Here is a 22,455-nt window from a genome sequence, read left to right as displayed (position 1 = left end):
AGTAGCCGGCCAGAAAGAACGGAGATCAGTCGTCTGCATGGAGCAGGGCGAGGACGTCCTCGGGGGGACGACCGATCACGGCCCGCTTGCCATCATCGGCGATGGGGCGCTCCAGCAGCTTGGGATGGGCGACGATAGCACGAATCACCTGCTCCTGGTCCTGCAGGTTGTCCTCCTCGACCTGCTGCCATTCAGGCTCCTGGGTACGCACCAGCGCCTCGCCGTCGGCATCTAGCCGCGACATCAGGTCACGCAGCTCGTCCTCGCTCAACGGCTCGTCGAGATAACGTCGCACCGTCACGTCGGCGCCGCGCTCTTCCAGCAGCGCCAATGCCTGGCGTGACTTGGAGCAGCGGGGGTTGTGGTAAAGCGTAATGGCCATGCGAGACTCCTCGTTCCTTGAAAGGTACCGGCATTGTAGAAGGGCAGCCTTGCCGGCCACAACCGCAGCCAGGGAAGGGAGCCCTGCGATCAGCGCCTTGGTTGCCTTGTCGTGCTTGCCTGAATCCCTCTCATGCTCATGCGTAGTCATCACCTTTCTAGCCGCCGGCGCCTTCACCGGCGGGAGCCTCGGCGTCGTTCAAGCGGCGATAAACCCAGGCGGTGCGACCATCGGCGAGCTGCAGGGGCACGCGCTGGTAGCGAATGCCCAGTCGCTCGTAGCGATCCAACTGCTCGAGTTCTTCGGCAGACACGATGACCAGCTCACCTGCGGTTCGCTCCCCCGGCGCCTCGACCAGGTCGAGGCCATCGCGGCGGAAGCCGGCGAGTACCGCCGGTTCGGTCTCTCCGGCGCGCCCCATCACCAGCCAGCGAACGGGGGCCAGGCGCAGGGTGCCGTAGACGAACACGGCGTGAGGCCCTTCGTCGACCTCAGGCAGGTGGGCGGGGCGATCATAGGTGAAGGGACTCAGCATGGTAAGCCACAGCCAGCTCAGCGCTCCCAGCAGGAGGACGAGCAGGCTCAGCACGATATCGCGTGGGCGGGGGCGCATGCGCATTCCTTGCAATGAAGTCCTCGCTATCCTGCCACGCCGACGGCGGCCATGTCCGGTTGTTCTAACCTTGGTTAGCGCTCTGCTAGGATGACTAGTCGTGTCACTTCCCAGCCTTGATCACAGCGGAGGTAGCCCATGAACCCGTCGGCATTCGAGGACCAGGACTTCAGGGCGTTGGTGGGCGATGTGAAGCCGCTGCGCAGGGGCACCAATCGAGCCAGCCCGGGCCCGCGCCGCAGTCGCCCCACGGAGGCCCAGCTTGCCCGCCGCGAGAGCGCCCAGGCGGAGCTGGGCCAGGACAGCTTCCTGTCGGATGACTTCGTCGAACTGCTACCGCCGTTCGACCCCATGGAGTTTCGCCGCGACGGCATCCAGCACGGCGTCGTCGATCGCCTGCGCCATGGCGGCTATACCGCGCAGTCGCGCCTGCACCTGCTGCGCCGCCCCCTGGCCGAGTGTCGCCGGATGCTGCCATCGTTCATCCATGAAGCCTACGCCCATGACCTGCGCTCGGTACTGATCGTGCACGGCCGCGGCCATGAGGTCGACAGTGCCGCCAACGTGTTGCGCTCCTACCTGGCCAAATGGCTGGCCCAGTTCGATGAGGTGCAGGCCTACGTCTCGGCGCAGCCAGCCGACGGTGGGCTGGGTGCCACCTGGGTGATGCTACGCAAGAGTGCGCGGGCGAAGGCGGAGAATCGCGAACGGCAGCAGAAGCGCCGAGGATGAGAAGGGCCACACAAGCCGGTAGAGTGCGGCTTGTGCGGCAGACTGGCGGCGCTTAGACGAGAGCCGGCTCGGCGCGTTTCACACCATCGCGCATGCGCTGGCGGAACAGCGGCTCGTCCACATCCACCGCCGGCTGGTAGGCGCGGCTGAAGGTGTTGAGGGCATGCAGAGCGTCCTCGACCCACTGATCCTCGCGCAGCGACAGCGCATCGAAGCCACAGCGGGTCAGGAAGAACACCTGGTCGACCAGCACATCGCCGATGGCGCGAACCTCACCGGTGTAGCCATAGCGTTCGCGCAGCAGGCGAGCGACGCTGTAGCCGCGACCGTCGGTGAACTTCGGAAAGTCGATGGCGATCAGGGGGGCCTCAGCCAGCTCCGCGGCCAGCTCAGATGTAAGCTCGGTGCCGCTGGCAAGCCAGGGAGCAAGCACACGGCCCTCTTCCCGCGCCTGCCAGCGCGCCAGCGGCACGATCGCCGGAGCATCCGGCAGCACGGCCTCATCCTCGCGGATCAACACCCAGCGGTCCTCGGCCGGCTGACCGTCACGAATGAAAGGGCGCGTCGCAGCGTTCTGATCAGGCATATACCCGCTCCTTGAAAGGCTTGAGGCCGATTCGGCGATAGGTTTCGATGAAGGTCTCTCCCTCGGCACGCTCGCCGACATAGACCTGCAGGACCTTGTCGATCACCTCGGGAACGCTCTCACGGTCGAAGGAAGGGCCGAGTATCTTGCCGAGCGAGGAGTCGTTGCCCTGGGCGCCGCCGAGCGAAATCTGATACCACTCCTCGCCCTTCTTGTCGACGCCGAGAATGCCGATATGGCCGACGTGGTGATGACCGCAGGCGTTCATGCAGCCAGAGATGTTGAGTTCCAGCGGCCCCAGGTCGTAGAGGTAGTCGATGTCCTCGAACCGCTCCTGGATCGCCTGAGCGACGGGAATCGACTTGGCATTCGCCAAGGAGCAGTAGTCGCCCCCCGGGCAGCAGATCAGGTCGGCCAGGGTGCCCACGGTGGGGTTGGCCAGACCAAGCGCTTCCAGGCGATGCCAGAGCTCCTCGAGCCGATCCACGGCCACGTCGGCCAGCACCAGGTTCTGCTCATGAGTCACGCGGATTTCGCCGTAGCTGAACTCGTCGGCCAGGTCTGCCACCTGATGCATCTGCTCCCAGGTCAGGTCGCCCGGCGAATGGCCGCGGCGCTTGAGTGCCAGCGTGACCGACTTGTAGCCCGGCACCTTGTGCCCCTGGACGTTATTGGTAACGAAGCGCGCAAAGGCACGATTCTCGCCGCGCAGGCGCTCGAATTCGGCCATCGCCTCTGCGCCGATGGCGCGACGATCCGGGTCGACGAAGTGTGATTGCATCGCCTCCACCACTTCGTGGGTCAGCGTCTGCGGGCCATCCTTCAGGTGCGCCCATTCGGCGTCGACCCGGCGACGAAACTCCTCGACGCCCAGCGCCTTGACCAGAATCTTGATGCGCGCCTTGAACTTGTTGTCGCGGCGACCGAACTGGTTATAGACGCGAACCAGCGCCTCCAGGTAGGTCAACAGGTGCTGCCACGGCAGGTCGTCGCGCACCACTTCGCCGATCATCGGCGTGCGGCCCAGGCCGCCACCGGCCAGCACGCGCACGCGCACCTCGCCCTTGTCGTCGCGCCACAGGCGCAGCCCCACGTCATGAACCTGAATGGCGGCGCGATCCTCAGCGGCACCGGTCACGGCAATCTTGAACTTGCGCGGTAGGTAGGTGAATTCCGGGTGGAAAGTCGACCACTGGCGAATCAGCTCGCACCAGGGGCGTGGATCGACCTCCTCATCCTCGGCTACGCCGGCGAACTGGTCGGTCGAGGTATTGCGAATGTCGTTGCCGCTGGTCTGGATGGCATGCATCTGCACGCTGGCAAGCTCGGCCAGCATGTCGGGCACCGTCTCCAGCTTCGGCCAGTTGAGCTGCAGGTTGGTACGGGTGGTGAAGTGGCCATAGCCACGATCGTAGTCGCGCGCCAGGTCCCCCAGCTTGCGCAGCTGGTAGGACGCCAGCATGCCGTAGGGGATGGCGATGCGCAGCATCGGCGAGTGGCGCTGGACATAGAGCCCGTTCTGCACGCGCAGCGGCAGGAATTCCTCATCGCTCAGGCGTCCGGCCAGATAGCGATTCATCTGGTCACGGAACTGGGCAACGCGTTCATTGACCAGGGTCTGGTCATGGGTGTCATAGCGATACATTCAGCCGGTCCTGCTGCTTAGGGGATTGGCGAAGCGTCAGGGGGCACCTTAACGCCCCAGCATTATTCTATGAAAGAATAAATCTTCATATTTTTTATACGAAAAGTAATATAAGACGTCAACCTCGGTGCATCGCCTCTACCGGAGCGCGATGCGCCTTCGGGCAATGGCCGCAAGGGAGCGAAGCCCGTGACGAAAGCGGCACGGGCGACGTCTTCCTCGTCAGGCGGGGTCGTAGGAGAGCACCGGCGACAGCCAGCGCTCCATCTCTTCCAGGGTCATGCCTTTGCGCTGCGCCAGCGCCTCGACCTGGTCTCGGGTGATCTTGCCGGTGGAGAAGTATTTCGACTGTGGATGCGAGAAGTACCAGCCCGATACCGCCGCGGCCGGCCACATGGCGAAGTTTTCGGTCAGCTCGATGCCGGCGTTCTCGGTAGCGTCGAGCAGGCGGAACAGGGTGCGCTTCTCGGTATGGTCGGGACAGGCGGGGTAGCCTGGTGCCGGCCGGATACCCTGGTACTTCTCGGCGATCAGCGAGTCATTGTCGAGCGTTTCGTCGGGCACGTAGCCCCAGAACTCCTTACGCACGCGTTCGTGCATGCGCTCGGCGAAGGCCTCGGCCAGGCGATCTGTCAGCGCCTGCACCATGATCGCGTTGTAATCGTCACCGGCGGCCTTGTAGCGCTCCGCCAGCGCCTCGACGCCGTGCCCGGTGGTCACGGCAAAGCCGCCGATCCAGTCGGGCTTGCCGCTCTCCTTCGGCGCAATGAAGTCGGCCAGGCTGTAGCAGACGCCGTCTCGGTTCTTGGTGGTCTGCTGACGAATATGGTGCAGTCGTTCGATCACCTCGCTGCGCGTCTCGTCCGCATATACCTCGACGACGTCATCGTCGACGCTGTTGGCCGGCCACAGGCCGATTACCCCGCGCGCCTCGACGCGCTTCTCGTCGATCAGCTTGCGCAGCATCGCCTGTGCATCGGCGAACAGGTTGCGCGCCGCCTCACCTACCACGGCATCGTCGAGAATCTTCGGGTACTTGCCCGCCAGTTCCCAACTCATGAAGAAGGGCGTCCAGTCGATGCGCTCGAGCAGCTCTTCGATATCGTAGCCAGTGAATGTCATCAGTCCGGTGACGGCGGGGCGCGGCGGCGTGTAGCTATCCCACGCGATGGGCAGCTTGCGCTGTCGCGCCTCGGCGTAGCTCAGGTCCGCGGCCTTGGGACGGCGCTTGGCGTTGCGGTCGCGCACCTGTTCGTACTCTGCCTTGATCTCGGCCACATAGATGGGCTTCAGCGTCGGCGAGAGCAGCTTGCCGGCTACGCCCACCGCCCGCGAGGCGTCGGCCACGTAGATCACCGGCTCCGCGTACTGGGGGTCGACCTTCACCGCGGTGTGTGCCTTGGAGGTGGTGGCGCCGCCGATCAGCAAGGGCAGCGTGAAGCCCTGGCGCTGCATCTCCTTGGCCACATGGACCATCTCGTCCAGCGAGGGTGTGATCAGCCCCGAGAGACCGATGATGTCGGCGCTCACCTCACGGGCGGTCTGCAGAATCTTCTCCGCCGGCACCATGACGCCGAGGTCGACCACGTCGTAGTTGTTGCACTGCAGGACCACGCCGACGATGTTCTTGCCGATGTCGTGCACGTCGCCCTTCACCGTGGCCATGACGATCTTGCCCTTGGCCTGGCTGTCCTCGCTCTTCTCGGCTTCGATATAAGGAATGAGGTAGGCCACCGCCTGCTTCATCACCCGCGCCGATTTGACCACCTGAGGCAGGAACATCTTGCCGGCGCCGAACAGGTCGCCGACCACGTTCATGCCGTCCATCAGTGGCCCTTCGATCACTTCGATGGGGCGTGCGGCCTGCGATCTGGCCTCCTCGGTATCCTCTTCGATGAATGCTGTCACGCCTTTCACCAGCGCATGCTCGATGCGCTTGTTGACTGGCCAGGAGCGCCACTCGAGATCTTCCTTCTTCGCCGCACCGCTGCCGTCGCCCTTGTATTTTTCAGCCAGGTCGACCAGGCGCTCGGTGCCGTCGCTGCGGCGGTTGAGCACCACGTCCTCGACCGCTTCGCGCAGCTCCTCCGGCAGGTCGTCATAGACCGCCAGCTGCCCCGCGTTCACGATGCCCATGGTCAGGCCGGCGCGGATGGCGTGGTAAAGGAAGACCGAATGGATGGCCTCGCGCACCGGGTCGTTGCCGCGGAAGGAGAACGACACGTTGGACACACCGCCCGAGACCATGGCGTGGGGCAGGTGCTCGCGGATCCAGCGGGTGGCCTCGATGAAGTCGACGGCGTAGTTGTCGTGCTCCTCGATGCCGGTGGCAATGGCGAAGATGTTGGGGTCGAAGATGATGTCTTCCGGCGGGAAACCGACCCGCTCGACCAGCAGCTCATAGGCACGCCGGCAGATCTCGGTCTTGCGTGCGAAGGTGTCGGCCTGGCCGGTCTCGTCGAAGGCCATGACCACCACCGCGGCGCCATAGCGGCGACACAGCGTGGCCTGCTCGATGAAGGACGCCTCGCCCTCCTTGAGCGAGATGGAGTTGACCACCGCCTTGCCCTGAACGCACTTGAGGCCGGCCTCGATGATCTCCCACTTGGAGGAGTCGATCATGATCGGCACACGAGCGATGTCGGGCTCGCCGGCGATCAGGTTGAGGAAGCGCACCATCGCTTCCTGCGATTCCAGCATGCCCTCGTCCATGTTGATGTCGATGACCTGTGCGCCGTTCTCGACCTGGTCCAGCGCCACCTCCAGTGCCGTGGTGAAGTCCTCCTCGACGATCAGGCGCTTGAAGCGCGCCGAGCCGGTGACGTTGGTACGCTCGCCGACGTTGACGAACAGCGAGCTCTTCTCGATGTTGAACGGCTCCAGGCCGGACAGGCGGCACGCCCGCGGCCGTTCGGGCACCTTGCGTGGCGCTACGTCCCGAATCGCGGCGTGGATCGCCGCGATGTGCTCCGGGGTCGAGCCGCAGCAGCCGCCGATGATGTTGACCAGGCCGCTTTGGGCGAACTCGGCAACGATGGCTGCCATCTCATCCGGGGTCTGGTCGTACTCGCCGAACTCGTTGGGTAGCCCGGCGTTGGGGTGCGCGGAGACGAAGGTATCGGCCTTGTTGGAAAGTTCTTCCAGATAGGGGCGCAGCTCCTCGGCCCCCAGCGCACAGTTAAGGCCGACGGAGAGCGGCTTGGCATGGCGCACCGAGTTCCAGAAGGCTTCGGTGGTCTGGCCCGAGAGGGTGCGCCCGGAGGCATCGGTGATGGTGCCCGAGATCATCACCGGGAGCCGTTCGCCGCGATCGTCGAACAGGGTCTCGAGTGCGAAGATGGCCGCCTTGGCGTTGAGTGTATCGAAGATCGTTTCGATCAGGATCAGGTCGGCGCCACCCTCGATCAGCGCTTCGGCGGCTTCATAGTAATTGTCACGCAGCTCGTCGAAGGTGACGTTACGCTTGGCCGGGTCATTCACATCGGGCGACAGCGAAGCGGTGCGCGAGGTCGGGCCAAGTACGCCGGCTACGTAGCGCGGCACGCCGGTCTCGGCCGCCACGGCATCGCACACCTCACGCGCCAGGCGTGCCGATTCGCGGTTAAGTTCAACCACCAGCGCCTCCATGCCGTAGTCGGCCTGAGAGAGGCGAGTGCTGTTGAAGGTGTTGGTCTCGATGATGTCGGCGCCGGCCTCCAGATACTGTCGGTGAATACGCGCCACCAGCTCGGGGCAGGTCAGCGCCAGCAGGTCATTGTTGCCCTTCAGGTCCGAAGGCCAGTCGCGAAAGCGTTCGCCCCGAAAGTCGGCTTCATCGAGTCGGGCGTTCTGCAACATGGTACCCATGCCGCCATCCAGCATGAGGATGCGCTCGCCGAGACGCTCGGTGAGAGAGGCGGTCAATGCAGAAGGTAGGGCGGCCATGGGTCGAGTCGGTCTCCAGCGAAATCACGGTCCATAGGGTCGACCGCAGGGGCGCCTTGAGGAAGGGCGTCTTGTCAGGGGCGGTCAGTTTGGCCGCTCATGGTAGCAAAAACAGGGCCCTGGGGGCAGGGCTGATCAAAAACCGACCAAATTGGTCGGGATTGTGTCGTGCCGGGGTTTTGCTTACCATACTAGGCATGTCACCTATGGTCGGCACCGACGGCGCCGGCCCGACCAGCGAGAACAGCATGAGCGAGATCATCCAGATTACCGACAGCGCCCAGGACTACCTTGCCGAACTGCTCGAGAAGCAGAACGTCGAGGGAATCGCGGTGCGCATCTTCATCACCCAGCCGGGTACCCCTTACGCCGAAACCTGCCTTGCCTATTGTCGTCCCGGTGAGGAAGAACCTACCGATCAGGCGCTGGGCTTCACCAAGCTCAAGGTCTTCGTCGACAAGAACAGCATTCCCTTCCTCGAGGAGGCGGTGGTCGACTTCAACGCCGACCGCATGGGCGGGCAGCTCACCATCAAGGCACCCAACGCCAAGATGCCCAAGGTCAATGCCGACAGCCCCATGGAAGACAGGGTCAACTATATTCTCTACAGCGAGATCAACCCGGGGCTGGCGGCCCATGGCGGCGAGATCAAGCTGATCGAGCTGACCGACGACAACGTGGCCATCCTCGCCTTCGGCGGCGGCTGTCAGGGCTGCGCTGCGGTCGACCTGACGCTGAAGGAGGGGGTGGAGAAAACCCTGATGGAGCGCATTCCCGAGCTCGCCGGCATCCGCGACGTCACCGATCACACCGACACCAGCAACGCCTACTACCGCTGAGCTTCTCATCGCAGCACCCTCATGGCGCACCAGAGGCGCCATGAGGATAGACTCCGAGTGTCTTGAAAGAATCTAAACGCTGAAAGCATCCCGAAGAGTCTCAGCGCTCGGTTGCGGAGGGCTCCGTCTCCGAGCTTTCCGCAGCCTCCTCGCGGTGCCGCTCGCCCGGCTCCTGCCAGATGCGCCGCGACAGTTCCTGCTCCAACGCCCGGATTCGCCCCGCCTGCTCATCGAGATGACGCTTCTGGTCATCGATGCGCGCCTGCAGCAGCGAGTGCTCGTGGCGTAGCGTATCGATTCGCTCTTCGGCGCGGGTTTTGGCCCACTGGGTCTCCCGATGACGCTTCTCTTCTTGCGCCAACACCGCCTGCGTCTCGTGCAGCTGTCGCTGCAGGGCTTCCTGGCGCTTTTCCATCTGCTGCAGTGCTGCCTGGTGTCGCTTCTCGTTCGACAGCCGCTCCTGTCGCGCCTCGTCGAGCAGCCCCATCAGGCGGGCTTCCGCCGATTCATGGCGCTGCTCTTCCTGGTTAAGACGAGCCTGGTGCTGGGCGTCCCGCTCGGCCAGCCCCTGCTGGTAGGCCTGCGCCTGCTGCTCGCTGTCGACCTGGAGCTGATCAAGCTGCTGCAGGCTGCGGGTCAGTCGCTCGGCTAGCTGGCTGGCTCGCTCCAGCGCTTGCTCGCGCTCGGCTTCGGCCTTCGCCAAAGCGGCGCTGCGCTGCTCCAGGCGCTGCTCGGTGCCGGCCAGGTGTGCCGCCAGCGCGGTTTCGCGCTGCTCGGCATCTTCGACCAGCCGCTGGGCGCTGAGCATGGCCTCCTTGGCGTCGGCGACCTGGCGATCCGCTTCTTCACGATAGCGGCCAAGGGCCTCGCCGGCCTCTTCCTGCGCCTTGCCCCATAGCCCTTCGACGAGCCGCTGTACGGATTCCGGCAATGCCAGGGGAGTCGGGCTCTCGCGATTGGTTTCACGACGGTTTCGCCATTCGCGCAGATGATCGCTGATGGTCGTGAAGCTGCCGGTTCCCAATACTTCACGAATCTTCTGCACGCTCGGCGCTTCCCCCTTGGCCTGAAGGGCCTCGATTGCCCGCTGAACGTCTTCATATTGCACACCGCTGCGTGCCATCACGGCTCTCCTTGAAAGAACAAGCGCTTGCTCCTTGAGTTATGCCGCAGGCGTCGCTTGTTGTTTCACTTCCCTGCGCCCGCAAATCGCAGCATAGCGCCATTCGACGAAAGGGGGAAGTAAATTACATTATACGTAATATGTAATTACGAATAATGCTCGGCAATAAATTCAAGATTACCCGCCTTATCTTGAATTAATGCTCGCTACACCTGAGACTAAGGGCACAGCGTTTAAGGAGCCCAGCAGATGGTGCCGCCAGACAAGCCAGAAAGAGATGCGAAAAGGCCGGTTATCACTGCCGTAAATTATTACCAAGTAATTGATTCAAATAGAGTTTCACCTTCGTGCCGACAGGGCGAGGCCCAGCGTATTGCAGCCCGCAGCGATGCCGAAGCTGTGGCCCAGTGGCTGGCGGAGTTTCGTGCCAGCCCGCAGACGCTGCGTGCCTATCGCCGTGAAGCCGAACGTCTGCTGCTGTGGCTCGAACCACAAGGTCGCGGTCTTGCACAGCTGCGCCGTTATGACCTGGATGCATTCGAGAGTTTCTTGGCTGCACCCATGCCGGAAGAGCGCTGGATCGGGCCGCCGCGGCCTCGCCATGCGCCGGACTGGCGCCCGTTCCGCGGGCCGCTGTCGCCCGCCAGTCGTCGACAGAGCCTAGTGATCCTGCAGGGGTTGTTTGCCTGGCTGGTTGAGGCGGGGTGGGTCGAGCACAACCCCTTCCGACTTATGCGCGACAAGCGCCGCCGGCTCGACAACCGCCAGGCAGGCATCGAGCGCTACCTCGAACGGCCGCTATGGGAGTGGCTATGGCAGTGGCTGGAGCGCCCGCTTAGTGACGAAAGCGACGGGCGGCAACGCTATGCCTGGCAGCGGCGGCGCACTCTCTTCGGCTTTGCCTACCTGTTGGCACCCCGCCTCAGCGAGATGGCAACGGCCGAGATGGGTGATTTCTTCGAGCGTGAAGGGCGCTGGTGGTGGCGGGTAGTGGGGAAGGGGGGGAAGGTAGCACGCATCCCGGTGCCCGCCGACATGCTGGCATTGCTAGGCGAATGGCGAACCGTACTTGGGCTTGTGGCGCTGCCGCGGCCAGGCGAGGAGGGTCCCGTGCTGCGGGGACTGGATGGTTGCCGCGGGCTGGGTGACAACCAGCTCTACCGGCTGATACGCGATACCTTCCGCGAGGCCGCCGAGGCACTCAAGGCGGAAGCGGGTGAGCCGGCCATGGCCCAGGTGGCCAGGCTGCGCGCCGCCACGCCCCACTGGCTGCGACATACGGCGCTGACCCACCAGGCCCAGGCCGGCGTGGAATTGCGCTATCTCGCCAGCACCGCACGCCATGCTCGCCTTGATACCACGGCCAGGTACTTGCACACGGAGGACGAGGAGTGGCATCGCCAGCAGTCCGCCCATGGCTTGCCCGGCCGGGCCGGCGAATCGGTATAATGGCGATCAAGCCAACATGGGAGGCAACATGACCACCGAAGCCACGGCCGAGCAGGCCCAGCAGGCCTTACGGGAAGAGTTCGAGCTGTTCGACAACTGGATGGATCGTTATCAGTACATCATCGACATGGGTAAGCAGCTGCCGCCGTTCCCCGAAGAGTGGAAAACCCCGGAGCTAAAGATTCAGGGCTGCCAGTCGAACGTCTGGGTACACCACCGCCGAGACGGTGACGTGATCCACTTCGATGCGGTCTCCGATGCCGCCATCGTTTCTGGCCTGATCGCCGTGCTGATGCGCATCTACAACGACCGCCCGCCGGAAGAAATCCGTGCGACCAGCCCCCACTTCCTGCAGGACCTGGGGCTGGACAAGCACCTGTCGCCGACACGTAGCAACGGGCTGCATGCCATGCTGGCAAAGATCTACGAGGTGGCGGAGAGCGAAGCCGCCTGAGCGAAGCCTGCAGCCGGGTCAGCGTTTTTCGGGATGCTGGCCATGGCGGCAGCGAAAGTGCTGGTCGAGCTCGGGATCGTCGCGACAGAGCCGCTCGCTAGGCCCGCCCGGCACCGGATCGATGCCACCTGCGCTGCCGGGGTGGCAGCGCACGATACGTCTGGCGGCCAGCCAGCCTCCGCGCAGCGGGCCGTGGACCTGGATGGCCTCCACGGTATAGTGCGAACAGCTGGGCCAGAAACGGCAGCGTGGCCCCAGCAGGGGGCTCACTACCCACTGATAGATACGAACCAGGCCGATCAGAACGAGCCCCAGTCCGCGCCCGGCCAGCCGACCCAGACGATACAGCCAGGCGGCAAGGCAGGGCATCCGTCAGCGCGCCGCAGTAGCAGTGGGGTAGAGCTGCTCGGGGTCGATCAAGGGATCGCTGCTGATCCTTGCCGCGGGTTTTTCCAGCGCCACATAGAAGCAGCTGCGCCGACCGGTATGACAGGCCGGCCCCGTCTGGTCGACCTGCAGCAGCAGGGTATCGCCGTCGCAGTCGAGGCTGGCTGCCTTGAGCTGCTGCTGCTGGCCCGAAGTCTCGCCCTTACGCCACAGCTTGCCTCGGGAGCGCGACCAGTAGCAGACACGCCCGGTGGCCAGCGTCTCTTCCAGCGCTTCGCGGGTCATCCAGGCCATCATCAGCACTTCGCCGGTGTCGTACTGCTGAGCAATGGCGGGAATCAGTCCTTCGGCGTTGAACAGCGCCGCATCGAGTACCTGTTCCAGCGGGTGAGTCTCGCCCTGGCTGCCGCGTTCAAGCGCCTTGAAGGTGGTCATGTCGTCATTCCTATTCTTACTGAAAGCTGGCAGGCCGAATCAGCCTCATGCATTTACCGCCTGGCCGAGGCAGTGCTGGCAGCTGCCCAGTAGCTCGATGGTCTGCCGCTCCACGCGAAAGCCGAGCGCGCGTGCATGCTCGCTGAGCTGGCTATTCACCTCGTCCAGGTGCAGTTCCTCCACGCGCCCGCAATGGCGGCAAATAAGCAGCTGGAAGCCATGCCTGTGCTCGGGGCAGGGGCAGGCGACATAGGCATTCAGCGATTCGATGCGATGCACAAAGCCTTGCTCGATCAGGAAGTCGAGGGCGCGATAGACGGTGGGTGGGCGCGCCGCCGCATGTTCGACGGTGAGGCGATCAAGCAGATCGTAGGCCTTCAGGCCGCCGGCGGTCGAGGCGATCATCTCGAGCACTCGCCGCCTAATGGGGGTGAAACGCACGCCATTTCGCTGGCACTGTCTTTCCGCCTGCACAAGCAGGGCGCTGGAGTCGGTCATGAGGAAACCGGCAGGTTCAGGACAAGTAGGCATTCTACGCGTTGCGCCAGGCAGTCACCAGCGCCCGGCTCATACGGCGGGCTTGAGCTCGCCGCGACGGGCAAAATGCGCTTGCGCGAAGGCCACTCGCGCCTCGACATCAAGGCCGGGCGGCTGCTTTTCGATCAGGTCCAGCCGAGGGCGCAGCCCCTCGCCGTTGGCCATCTGGATCGCAAGGCCGGGGCGCGCATTGAGTTCAAGCAGCATCGGGCCGCGGTTCTGGTCGATCACCATGTCGGTGCCCAGGTAGCCCAGTCCGGTCATCTCGTAGCAGCCCGACGCCAGCTTGAGCAGATTGGTCCAGTCCGGAATGCGCAGGCTGGCCAGCTCATGGCCGGTATCGGGGTGGTCGCGTCGCGAGCGGTCGAACTGCACGCCGCGCACCGCGGTTCCGGTGGCGATGTCCAGCCCCACGCCCACCGCGCCCTGGTGCAGGTTGGCCTTGCCGTCGGAGGCGGCCGTGGAAAGTCGCATCATGGCCATCACCGGATACCCCAAGAAGACGATGACCCGTATGTCGGGCACCCCTTCGTAGGTGTATTCGGAGAGCTGGACATCGAAGTTGATCAGCGCCTCGATCATCGCCACGTCAGGCGTGCCGCCCAGGGAATAGAGGCCCGACAGGATATTGGAGATATGCCGGTGCAGGTCTTCCAGCTCGAGGCGCACGCCGCTCGGCTTGATGTAGCCTTCATTCTCGACGTGCTCGATCACCAGGATGCCCTTGCCGCCGCTGCCCTTGGCCGGTTTGATCACGAAGCCGGAATGCCCCGCGATCATCTCCTGCAGCCCCTTGATGCCGAACTGGGTCGTCACCGTGCCGATCAGCGCCGGGGTGGTAATGCCATGCTGCTCGGCCAGCAGCTTGGTCTTCAGCTTGTCATCCACCAGGGGGTAGAGCCGCCGGCTATTGTAGCGGCCGATGTAGCGAATGTTGCGGCGGTTCATGCCGATGATGCCGCGTCGAAGGAGCTGGCCTGGCCTTGCCCACATGGCTCAATCCTCGGTGACGGGCTTGAACCGCCGCAGTTCGAGCAGGCGGTAGCCGGTGTAGTTGCCGATCAGCAGGATCATCGCCATGATGATCAGCTGAACGCCCAGGAAGTTGAAGGTGATGTGCCGTATCCACGGGTTGTTCATCGCCAGGTAGGCCAGCACCGCGGTGACCAGGCTGCCGCCGCCCTGGATCAGCACCTGCTTGGGTCCTTCCTCCTCCCACAGGATCGACATGCGCTCGATGGTCCAGGCCAGGATGATCATCGGGAAGAAGGTGATGGTCAGACCGGCGTTGAGGCCCACCCGGTACGAGAGCACCGAGAAGATCGAGATGATGGCGATCACCGTGATGATGACTGCCGAGACTCGTGCCACCAAGAGCAGGTTCAGGTACGACAGGTAGTTGCGGATCACTAGGCCGACCGAGACGATCAGCAGGAAGCCGATCAGCCCCGTCAGCAGCGTGGTCTGAATGAAGGCGAGGGCGATCAGCACCGGCATGAAGGTGCCCGAGGTCTTGATCCCGACGAGGATGCGCAGGAACACCACCACCAGCGCGCCAATGGGGATCAGCAGGATGGTCTGGAACAGCGCCTGCTCTTCGAGCGGGAGGCTGTGAATCGAGAAGTTGAGCAGGGTGTCGTCAGCCAGCTGGCTGCGAACGGCAGCCGCCGCCGGCTGGCTGCGCGACAGCATCGAGAACGTCACGCGTGAATTGGTCCCGCCCTGGACCTCCAGCACCGCCCGCCCGCCGGTTTCCCACAGCAGCAGGTTCTCCGGCTGGCCTTGGGCACCGGTCATCGGGTCGAACAGGGTCCAGCTCTCGTCGTTCTCGAACACCTGGATCCATGGGGTCAGCGTCTGACGACGACGGCCGTCGTCCAGCAGCAGCCCGCTCACTTCGCGTGCCGGTACGCCGGCCTCGTTGAGCAGCCTTACCACCAGTGGGCTGCGCTCGAACTGGGTCAGCAGCAGGCGGGCATTCTCGCCCTGGCGCTCGCCGCTGAGTTCGTGGATCAGCTCACGGGCGAAGGTATAAGGGTCAGCGCTGCGGGCCCAGGCACGCTCGATCACATTGGCAGCGGCGGTGTCGTAGGGGCGCTCCCAGCTGATGTCGCGCAGCGCCGGGGGGCGGATATTCTGGCGCCGCCGGTCCTCGGTCACCTGCAGGCGCACGGAGTAGTAGAGCTGCTGGCTACCGGCGGCTTCGCGAATCGACCATTGGGCGCGGCGACCGGTTTCATCCTGCAGGAAGGAGAGGCCGTACCCCGGGGAGGCGGTGTTCTCGGTCAGAATGCGGTAGCCACGCTGGTGGGAGGGCAGGGCGAGGTCGACCCGTACCGGAGAGCCGAGCGCGGTGAAATCGACCACGGCCTCCACCTCCCACACCAGACGCTGTTCGCCCGGTGTCCAGGGAACCTCGAGCTGAATGTGACGATGCAGGCTGGTGCCAACCCCCAGCACCAGCAGCAGGCCCACGATAAGGTAGAAAGGCAAGCGCGACATGAAGCGTCCTTGGTCAGGCGTGGGCTGCGGATTTAGATCTCGTCATCGTCTCGGTCGACGATTTCGTCCTCGGCGGCTTCCGAGGCGGGCCGCCCGCCGGGAAATTCAGGTCGAGGATGCAGGTAGGTTTCGGCCACGTCGATCAGGGCGATATCCATCAAGAAGCGGCGCCCGAGCAGTACCGGATAGTTGAGGTGCGTTCTGTCGTTGAGGGTGAACTCGACCTGCTCGCGAATTGGACCCAGGGTCATCATCAGGCTCACGACCGGGCGAGCTTCGCTGCCGGAAGCCTGCACGATGCGTACGCGTCGAATCACCGGTCGCTCGATCCACTCATTCTTGACGCCTTCCACCACCACATCGTCGTCGGTCAGCCCCAGGCGGAAGCGCACCCAGTCCTCACCATCGCGCTCGAAGCGTGTCAGGTCCTTGGCCGACAGGGACGAAGTGTTGGCCCCGGAATCGATCCGCGCCCGAAGATAGGTGCCCACGTCGGGCAGGCCGATCCACTCCGAACGCCCAACGAGCTCCTTGTCGTTGAGCGTTTCGCTGATCTCTTCGCGGCATTCAGCCGTGACCACGATAGGCTCTTCCCCACGCTGCTCCAGGCGAGCCAGGTTGAAGTTGATCTCGCGCAGCGTGGCGCCGGAGTCACGCAGTTCGCGGAACAGCGTGTCTTGGTAAAGATCCTGGCGCTCCAGGCGGTCATCGAGGCGATCGCAGCTGAGGGCGAGCTGCTGTTCGAGCTGCTGCATGCGGGCCTCGAAGGCATCCGGGCTTAGGGTGGGCTCGGGCTCTGCCTGAGGAGCAACGGCGCAGCCTGTCAGTACCAAGGAGGTCAGCAACCAGGGGGCGAGTGTCAGCAGCGTGCGTGGTCGCATGATGGATCAAAAACCTCCGGGGACAGAACCGAGAACGATGGGTGACGAGGCGAAACGGCGGGAGAGGCACAACCCAGCCTAGCGCAAGAAAGTGACGAGAGATGATAAGGATTAAGCTACGGTTTTGTCCAACGCCTTGGCGAATTCATCATTTAACATAATATACATTATGCGCACTTTGCTATAGACATCACCAACCCTGGCCATGCCGGGAACGCCTTGCCTGCGACCAAGAAACCCTGCAAGCGAGAAACCCCGGCGGCATGCCGGGGTTTCATTGGCGGGACATTCGCTTCGGGTCAGGAGCCTTCGTCCGCCGGTGCGTAGGAACCGTCCTCGCGGTGCACTTCCTTGCCGGTGATCGGCGGCGTGAACACGCAGGCCAGGTGCATGGTCTTGTGGGCGCGCAGCAGATGCTCGTCATGCTGGTCCAGCACATAGATGTCACCCGGCTTGATCGGCCAGATCTTGCCGTCGGCCAGGGTCTCGACTTCGCCTTCACCCTCGATGCAGTAGACCGACTCGTAGTGATGCTTGTAATGAATGTGGGTCTCGGTACCTTCGTAGATACGCGTGATGTGGAAGGAAAACCCACCGCCATCGCCAGCCAGTACCAGCCGCGTGCTGTCCCAGGTGCCGGTTTCCGCCTTGACCAGTCGGTCCGTCTTGCGCGCTTCCTCGAGATTGCGAACGATCATGGTTCACGTAGCTCCGCTCAAAATATCGAAACAAAAGTTCGAAACATAATATTGCAACGATCGGCTGCCGTGGCAGCCGATCGCGCTGCTTGTTGTGTTGCCACCCCTCAGCCGACAACTTCCTTGACGCTCTCCTCGAGGATATCCAGCCCCTTGAGCAGATCCTCATCGGGAATGGTCAGCGGGCACAGGCACTTCACCACTTCACCATCCTGACCACTGGTCTCGATGATCAGCCCCTTTTCGAAGGCCTTGCTGGTGATCTTGTCGGCCAGCTCGCCGGTGCCCACGTCGATGCCACGCATCAGGCCTCGGCCGCGTTCGCTCGCCGGCACGCCTTGCTCGCTGATCCAGGTGGCAATCTTCTGGAAGCGGTCCTCGACCACCCTGCCCTTGCGCTGCACATCGCGTTCGAAGGTGTCGTCCTGCCAATACTTGCGCAGTGCCGCAGCGGCAGTGGTCAGCGCCAGGTTGAAGCCGCGGAAGGTGCCGTTGTACTGGCCCGGCTTCCACTGGTCGAGCTCCGGGCGCATCAGCACGTGGGCGAACGGCAGCCCATAGGCTGACAATGATTTCGAGTTGGTGACGATATCAGGCGTGATGCCGGCGTGCTCGAAGCTGAAGAACTTCCCGGTGCGGCCACAGCCAGCCTGGATGTCGTCGACGATCAACAGGATATCGTTGTCGCGACAGATCTGCTCGAGGCGCTTGAGCCAATCGAGACCGGCGACATTGATGCCACCTTCACCCTGTACGGTCTCGACGATCACCGCGGCCGGAACATCGAGGCCGCCGGACTTGTCGGCCAGCAATTTTTCGAAGTAGTCCAGAGTATCGGTGTTTTCGCCTAGATAGCCATCGTACGGCATGAAAGCGGCACCCTGCAGCGGAATGCCACCGGTGGCCTCGCGGAACTTGCGATTGCCAGTGGTCGCCAACGACCCCATGGTCACCCCATGGAAACCATTGGTGAAGGTCACAATGTTGTGACGTCCTTTGGCCACCCGCGCCAGGCGAATGGCGGCTTCGACGGCGTTGGTGCCGGTCGGCCCCGGCAGGTGGATCTTGTAGTCCAGGCCGCGCGGCTTGAGGATCAGCTCCTCCAGCGCTTCGAAATAGTCCCGCTTGGCGGCGGTCCAGAAGTCGAGGCCGTGCACGATCCCGTCACTATCCAGGTAATCCAGCAGCGCCTGCTTCAAATGAGGATTGTTGTGGCCGTAGTTGAGGGTGCCGGCGCCCGCCAGGAAATCGATGTACTCGCGGCCCTCCTCGTCGGTCAGTCTGGCATTTCGGGCCTGAGTGAAAACGACCGGAAAGGAACGCGAATAAGTCCGTACGTTGGATTCCATGCGTTCAAGCGTCTGGGTTTGCATCTGAAGACCTCCTGGTGAGGTAAAAAAGACATGAGAAGAGAGTGGACGGCCGCCTGACGGCCATCCCGCTTCATTCTTGATGGACAGGGCTAGATCCGGCGGGTATCGAAGGGGCCGATACGCACCAGATTCTCCGGGTCGTGTTCCCCGCCAAGTTGGTCGGTAGAGAAGTATTCCCGGCTGTTGAGAGGGGCCTGCCAGCGGTCGGCAAGCCGGCGGAAAAGCCCCCATGACGCCTGGTTGTCCGGCGTGATAGTGGTTTCCAGATGGTGGACCTCGGCAAGCTCGGGCCGGGTCATGACTGCTTCGACCAGGCGACGTGCCAGGCCGGTACCGCGCGCTTTCTCGCCCACGGCTACCTGCCATAGGAAATAGGTATCCGGCGCGTTGCTTTTCACATAGCCAGACACGAAGCCGACGATCTCGTCCTCTGCGTTGGTGGCTACCGCGCAGGTATTGCGGAACTGGGTTGCCAGGAGCAGATAGGCGTAAGCGGAATTGACGTCCAGTGGGGGGCAGGACTTGACGAGCTCATACACCGCCCAGCCGTCGTCGGGGTTAGGCTTGCGAATGAAGAGCGGCGAGGCGTCGCTGCCGACCACGGCATCGGCCACACTTGGACGGGCCAGCTCAGCTGAAGGCGTAAAAGGCTGTGTTGTCACGTTCATGGTAAGGCTTCGCTGTAGCGAGGTTGAGACAATGATAACAGGGCCGTCGGATAAATCAAAACTAAGGTTATGACTTAAGCCTTCATCCATAACACAAAATTATGCCCGCTAATCAAGACCAAGCGAGCCGCACCTGGTTCGGCCGAGACGACGCTCCGCTTTGACCACCCACCCTTACACCACTCTCAGTCTAGACCACCCCCAGCGGCACGCCATGGTTAAGCAAACGGGCCGCCCTAGGGCGGCCCGGTGCAGGACTGTCGCAGCGGTAACCGCTGCGATGGTACGAAGGGGATCAGCGTCGCGTCGGCGTGCGCATCGTCACGAACTCTTCCGCCCCGGTGGGATGAATGCCGATGGTGGCATCGAAATCCGCCTTGGTCAGGCCCGCCTTGACCGCGATGGCGATGCCCTGAATCACCTCGCCTGCCTCGTCGCCGACCATGTGCGCCCCAACGACCACATCGCTTTCGTCGTCGACGATCAGCTTCATCAAGCAGCGTGCCCGGCTGTTCGACAATGAATGTTTCATCGGCTTGAAGTCGGTGCGATACACGCGGATAGCCGCGTAGCGCTCACGCGCCTGCTCCTCCGACAGGCCCACCGTGCCAATATTAGGGTGGCAGAACACCGCGGTTGCAATATGGGAGTAATCCAGAGGCGGCGGCGTATCATCGCTGAAATGACAGCGCACGAGGTGCATCGCTTCGGCCAGCGCCACCGGGGTCAATTCCGGGCCACCGGTCACGTCGCCCAAGGCCAGGATTGAAGGGATCGAGGTCTCGTGGCGCTCATTGGCATGCACGGTGCCATCCGAATTCAGTTCAACGCCCAGTGTATCCAGCCCCAAGCCTTGCAGATGCGGCTTGCGCCCGGTGGCGGCAAGCACGGCATCCACCTCGAGGGTCTCGCCGTTGGTCAGGCTGACGGTCAAGCCTGATTCGCCCTTCTCGATGCTTTCGATGTTGGTCTCAAAATGCAGCCGGACGCCCCGCTCTTCCATCTGCTCACGGGTGAACTCCCTTACCTCGCGGTCGAATCCACGCAGGAACAGCTCGCCGCGATAGACCAGGTGTGATTCGCTGCCCAGGCCGTTGAAGATGCTGGCGAACTCCACGGCAATGTAGCCGCCGCCCAGCACCAGGAAGCGCTTCGGGAAGGTATCAAGATCAAAGATCTCGTTGGACGTCAGGGTATGCTCGCGGCCGGGGAACTCGGGCACCCAAGGCCAGCCTCCCACGGCGACGAGGATCTTGGCGGCACTGTGAACGGTCCCGGCCACTTCGACCCGGTGCGGGTCGAGCACCTTGGCGCGCCCTTCAATGAGCGTGACACCGGCACTCTCCAGCAGCCTGCCATAGATCTCGTTGAGTCGGTTTATCTCGCGGGTCTTGTTGTCGCGCAGCGTGGCCCAGTCGAAGGTTGGCGCCTCTGGCAGGCTCCAGCCAAAACCATCGGCATCGCCAAAGGCCTCTTGAAAATGCGCGGCATAGGAATAAAGCTTCTTGGGTACGCAGCCCACGTTGACGCAGGTGCCTCCCAGGTAGCGGTCCTCGGCGACTGCCACACGCGCCCCGGTGGCTGCGGCGGTACGCGCCGCCCTGACGCCGCCGGAGCCGGCCCCTATGACGAACAGGTCGTAGTCGAAATCTGGCACGAAAATCTCCTAGTCATGCGGGCTTGGCGTACAAGGCCCAGCGTTGCCTCCGCCGATACTACCAGCCCGTGGATGGACAGTGGGAGTGCGGCGCTTGACCGCGGCCTACTCGATCCGTAGAAAACGCACGAGTGAACTCGACGGTGGCAGCCAGCCGGCATCGTCAGTGCAACCGGGCACAGCGGACGCCGGCGCCTGCCCAAGCCACGGACATGTGCGACACCACGCAGGGAACCCGCATGAACGATCCTTTCGCCCCACTGCAACAGGCGCATCTCGATGGGCTCGAACGATACTACGCCGAGCGGCTCTCAGCGCTCGGCTATGACGGTGTCTGGCTGTTCAGCGGGAGGCCGCTCCTGCATTTCGGCGACGACCAGTACGCCAGCTACAGCAGCTTTGGGCATTTCCAGCATTGGACCGGCCAGCCCGGCATGGCGCACTGCTGGTTGCGCATCATCCCCGGCAAGCGCCCGACTCTCTTCCTGCACGCCCCGGATGACTTCTGGCACCTGCCGACCCGTCTGCCGGACGAAGCATGGACCGAGCGCATGGAGATCGTGGTAGGACGCTTCGAGACGCCGCCGCCCGCCACACCCGGCCGCTTCGCCGTGCTGGGAGATCTCGACTCCGCCACTGCCCAGGCGCTCGGCGCCGAACTCAACCCCGCCGCGCTGTGGCAGGCACTTGATGAGGCACGCGTACGCAAGAGCGACTTTGAGATAGCCTGCCTGATGGAGGCCAATCGGCAGGCCATGGTCGGCCATCTGGCCGCCCGCAACGCCTTCCTGGCCGGCGGCGCCGAACTCGACGTCCAGCTCGCCTACCTTGGTGCTTCACGCCAGCGTGAAAGTGAGGTGCCCTACGGCAATATCGTCGGCATCAATGCTCATGGCAGTGTGCTGCACTACCAGCACTATGAGGTTCGGCCTCCGGCGCGCAGGCACAGCCTGCTGGTCGATGCCGGCGCCCGTCATCGCGGTTATTGCGCGGATATCACCCGCACCTGGGCAGGCGCCGACGCCGACCCGCTGTTCGCTGACCTGATCCGCGGCATGACCGAACTCAAGCAGCGCCTGGTGGCCGAGCTGCGCCCCGGGCTTTCCTATGTGGTGCTACACATGGCCATGCATGAGGGGCTGGCGAAGCTTCTGCGCGACAGCGGGCTGATCACCTGTAGTCCCGAGGCCGCGGTGAATGAGGGCGTGACGCACGCCTTCTGCCCGCATGGGCTGGGCCATCTGCTGGGGCTCCAGGTGCACGATGTCGCCGGGCGCCGCGCCGCCGATGGCTCCTCGCTGCCACCGCCCCCGGCGCATCCGGCCCTGCGCCTGACGCGCGACCTGGAGCCCGGCATGGTGCTGACCATCGAGCCGGGGCTGTATTTCATTCCGATGCTGCTCGAGCCGCTCAAGGCACAGCCGCAGGGGAAAACGATCGACTGGACGCGAGTGGCACGCTTGGCGCCGCACGGTGGCATACGCATCGAAGACAACCTGCTGATCACGGCTGACGCTGCGTTGAACTTGACGCCCGACGAGCGGGAAGTGGAGGCCAGGGTCCGGTGAGG

General features: G+C 63.6%; 21 protein-coding genes. 5 read left to right on the top strand and 16 right to left on the bottom strand.

Annotation, left to right across the window (positions count from 1 at the left end; genetic code table 11):
* Positions 1–25 precede the first annotated feature (25 nt).
* Complete coding sequence (arsC, locus tag ACT7B3_RS09135; protein ID WP_445157703.1) at positions 26–382, bottom strand: arsenate reductase (glutaredoxin); 357 nt, start codon at positions 380–382, stop codon at positions 26–28.
* A 157-nt stretch (positions 383–539) separates the two neighbouring features.
* Complete coding sequence (locus ACT7B3_RS09130) at positions 540–995, bottom strand: gamma-glutamylcyclotransferase family protein (protein WP_445157702.1); 456 nt, start codon at positions 993–995, stop codon at positions 540–542.
* Between the two features lie 138 nt (positions 996–1,133).
* Between ACT7B3_RS09130 and smrA the strand changes: the two genes are divergently transcribed.
* A complete protein-coding gene (gene smrA, locus ACT7B3_RS09125) occupies positions 1,134–1,727 on the top strand; it encodes a DNA endonuclease SmrA (protein WP_445157701.1) in 594 nt (197 codons plus the stop codon).
* A 52-nt stretch (positions 1,728–1,779) separates the two neighbouring features.
* On the opposite strand, the gene ACT7B3_RS09120 is transcribed toward smrA, so the two are convergent.
* From ACT7B3_RS09120 to metH, 3 genes are all read right to left on the bottom strand, one after another.
* Positions 1,780–2,313 carry a DUF934 domain-containing protein gene (locus tag ACT7B3_RS09120; protein WP_445157700.1) on the bottom strand — a complete coding sequence of 178 codons (534 nt, stop codon included), beginning with the start codon at positions 2,311–2,313 and terminating at the stop codon, positions 1,780–1,782.
* On the bottom strand, positions 2,306–3,958 hold the full coding sequence (locus ACT7B3_RS09115; RefSeq protein WP_445157699.1) for a nitrite/sulfite reductase: 1,653 nt from the start codon (positions 3,956–3,958) through the stop codon (positions 2,306–2,308). The genes ACT7B3_RS09120 and ACT7B3_RS09115 overlap by 8 nt, the downstream gene beginning before the upstream one ends.
* Positions 3,959–4,180: 222 nt before the next feature.
* Positions 4,181–7,882: a methionine synthase gene (gene metH, locus ACT7B3_RS09110; RefSeq protein WP_445157698.1), complete on the bottom strand. Its 3,702-nt coding sequence runs from the start codon at positions 7,880–7,882 to the stop codon at positions 4,181–4,183.
* A gap of 248 nt (positions 7,883–8,130) precedes the next feature.
* Between metH and nfuA the strand changes: the two genes are divergently transcribed.
* Positions 8,131–8,721, top strand: coding sequence for a Fe-S biogenesis protein NfuA (gene nfuA, locus ACT7B3_RS09105; protein WP_445158864.1), 591 nt, complete (start codon positions 8,131–8,133; stop codon positions 8,719–8,721).
* A gap of 100 nt (positions 8,722–8,821) precedes the next feature.
* On the opposite strand, the gene ACT7B3_RS09100 is transcribed toward nfuA, so the two are convergent.
* A complete protein-coding gene (locus tag ACT7B3_RS09100) occupies positions 8,822–9,844 on the bottom strand; it encodes a DNA-binding protein (protein ID WP_444677707.1) in 1,023 nt (340 codons plus the stop codon).
* 321 nt (positions 9,845–10,165) lie between these two features.
* Here ACT7B3_RS09100 and ACT7B3_RS09095 point away from each other — a divergent pair, with 321 nt between their 5' ends.
* Both ACT7B3_RS09095 and ACT7B3_RS09090 read left to right on the top strand, forming a co-directional pair.
* A complete protein-coding gene (locus ACT7B3_RS09095; RefSeq protein WP_445158863.1) occupies positions 10,166–11,293 on the top strand; it encodes a tyrosine-type recombinase/integrase in 1,128 nt (375 codons plus the stop codon).
* A gap of 28 nt (positions 11,294–11,321) precedes the next feature.
* Entirely contained in the window at positions 11,322–11,747 is a 426-nt protein-coding gene (locus tag ACT7B3_RS09090) for a SufE family protein (protein ID WP_445157697.1), read from the top strand.
* Positions 11,748–11,765: 18 nt separating this feature from the next.
* Here ACT7B3_RS09090 and yidD read toward each other — a convergent pair whose 3' ends face one another.
* The 10 genes from yidD to gorA form a co-directional block, all read right to left on the bottom strand.
* Positions 11,766–12,116 carry a membrane protein insertion efficiency factor YidD gene (gene yidD, locus ACT7B3_RS09085; protein ID WP_444677709.1) on the bottom strand — a complete coding sequence of 117 codons (351 nt, stop codon included), beginning with the start codon at positions 12,114–12,116 and terminating at the stop codon, positions 11,766–11,768.
* Between the two features lie 3 nt (positions 12,117–12,119).
* Positions 12,120–12,569 carry a phosphoribosyl-AMP cyclohydrolase gene (hisI, locus tag ACT7B3_RS09080; protein WP_444677710.1) on the bottom strand — a complete coding sequence of 150 codons (450 nt, stop codon included), beginning with the start codon at positions 12,567–12,569 and terminating at the stop codon, positions 12,120–12,122.
* A 45-nt stretch (positions 12,570–12,614) separates the two neighbouring features.
* Entirely contained in the window at positions 12,615–13,067 is a 453-nt protein-coding gene (locus ACT7B3_RS09075; protein WP_444677711.1) for a transcriptional repressor, read from the bottom strand.
* 69 nt (positions 13,068–13,136) lie between these two features.
* Positions 13,137–14,099 (bottom strand): alpha-L-glutamate ligase-like protein, encoded by a 963-nt coding sequence (locus ACT7B3_RS09070; protein ID WP_445157696.1) that lies wholly within the window; start codon positions 14,097–14,099, stop codon positions 13,137–13,139.
* A gap of 3 nt (positions 14,100–14,102) precedes the next feature.
* Positions 14,103–15,608, bottom strand: coding sequence for a UUP1 family membrane protein (locus ACT7B3_RS09065; protein WP_445157695.1), 1,506 nt, complete (start codon positions 15,606–15,608; stop codon positions 14,103–14,105).
* A 32-nt stretch (positions 15,609–15,640) separates the two neighbouring features.
* Positions 15,641–16,489 carry a putative ATP-dependent zinc protease gene (locus ACT7B3_RS09060; protein ID WP_445157694.1) on the bottom strand — a complete coding sequence of 283 codons (849 nt, stop codon included), beginning with the start codon at positions 16,487–16,489 and terminating at the stop codon, positions 15,641–15,643.
* Positions 16,490–16,788: 299 nt separating this feature from the next.
* Positions 16,789–17,187 (bottom strand): ectoine synthase, encoded by a 399-nt coding sequence (locus tag ACT7B3_RS09055; protein WP_445157693.1) that lies wholly within the window; start codon positions 17,185–17,187, stop codon positions 16,789–16,791.
* Positions 17,188–17,294: 107 nt separating this feature from the next.
* Positions 17,295–18,560, bottom strand: coding sequence for a diaminobutyrate--2-oxoglutarate transaminase (ectB, locus tag ACT7B3_RS09050; protein ID WP_444677714.1), 1,266 nt, complete (start codon positions 18,558–18,560; stop codon positions 17,295–17,297).
* Positions 18,561–18,649: 89 nt separating this feature from the next.
* Positions 18,650–19,228, bottom strand: coding sequence for a diaminobutyrate acetyltransferase (ectA, locus tag ACT7B3_RS09045; RefSeq protein ID WP_445157692.1), 579 nt, complete (start codon positions 19,226–19,228; stop codon positions 18,650–18,652).
* 295 nt (positions 19,229–19,523) lie between these two features.
* Positions 19,524–20,885 (bottom strand): glutathione-disulfide reductase, encoded by a 1,362-nt coding sequence (gorA, locus tag ACT7B3_RS09040; protein WP_445157691.1) that lies wholly within the window; start codon positions 20,883–20,885, stop codon positions 19,524–19,526.
* A gap of 239 nt (positions 20,886–21,124) precedes the next feature.
* On the opposite strand from gorA, the gene pepQ reads away from it, so the two are divergent.
* Positions 21,125–22,453, top strand: a complete 1,329-nt coding sequence (gene pepQ, locus ACT7B3_RS09035; RefSeq protein ID WP_445157690.1) for a Xaa-Pro dipeptidase — start codon at positions 21,125–21,127, stop codon at positions 22,451–22,453.
* Positions 22,454–22,455: the final 2 nt, after the last annotated feature.

The organism is Halomonas sp. E14 (genome assembly GCF_052568415.1).
This window is presented reverse-complemented; position numbering and strand designations above follow the sequence as displayed.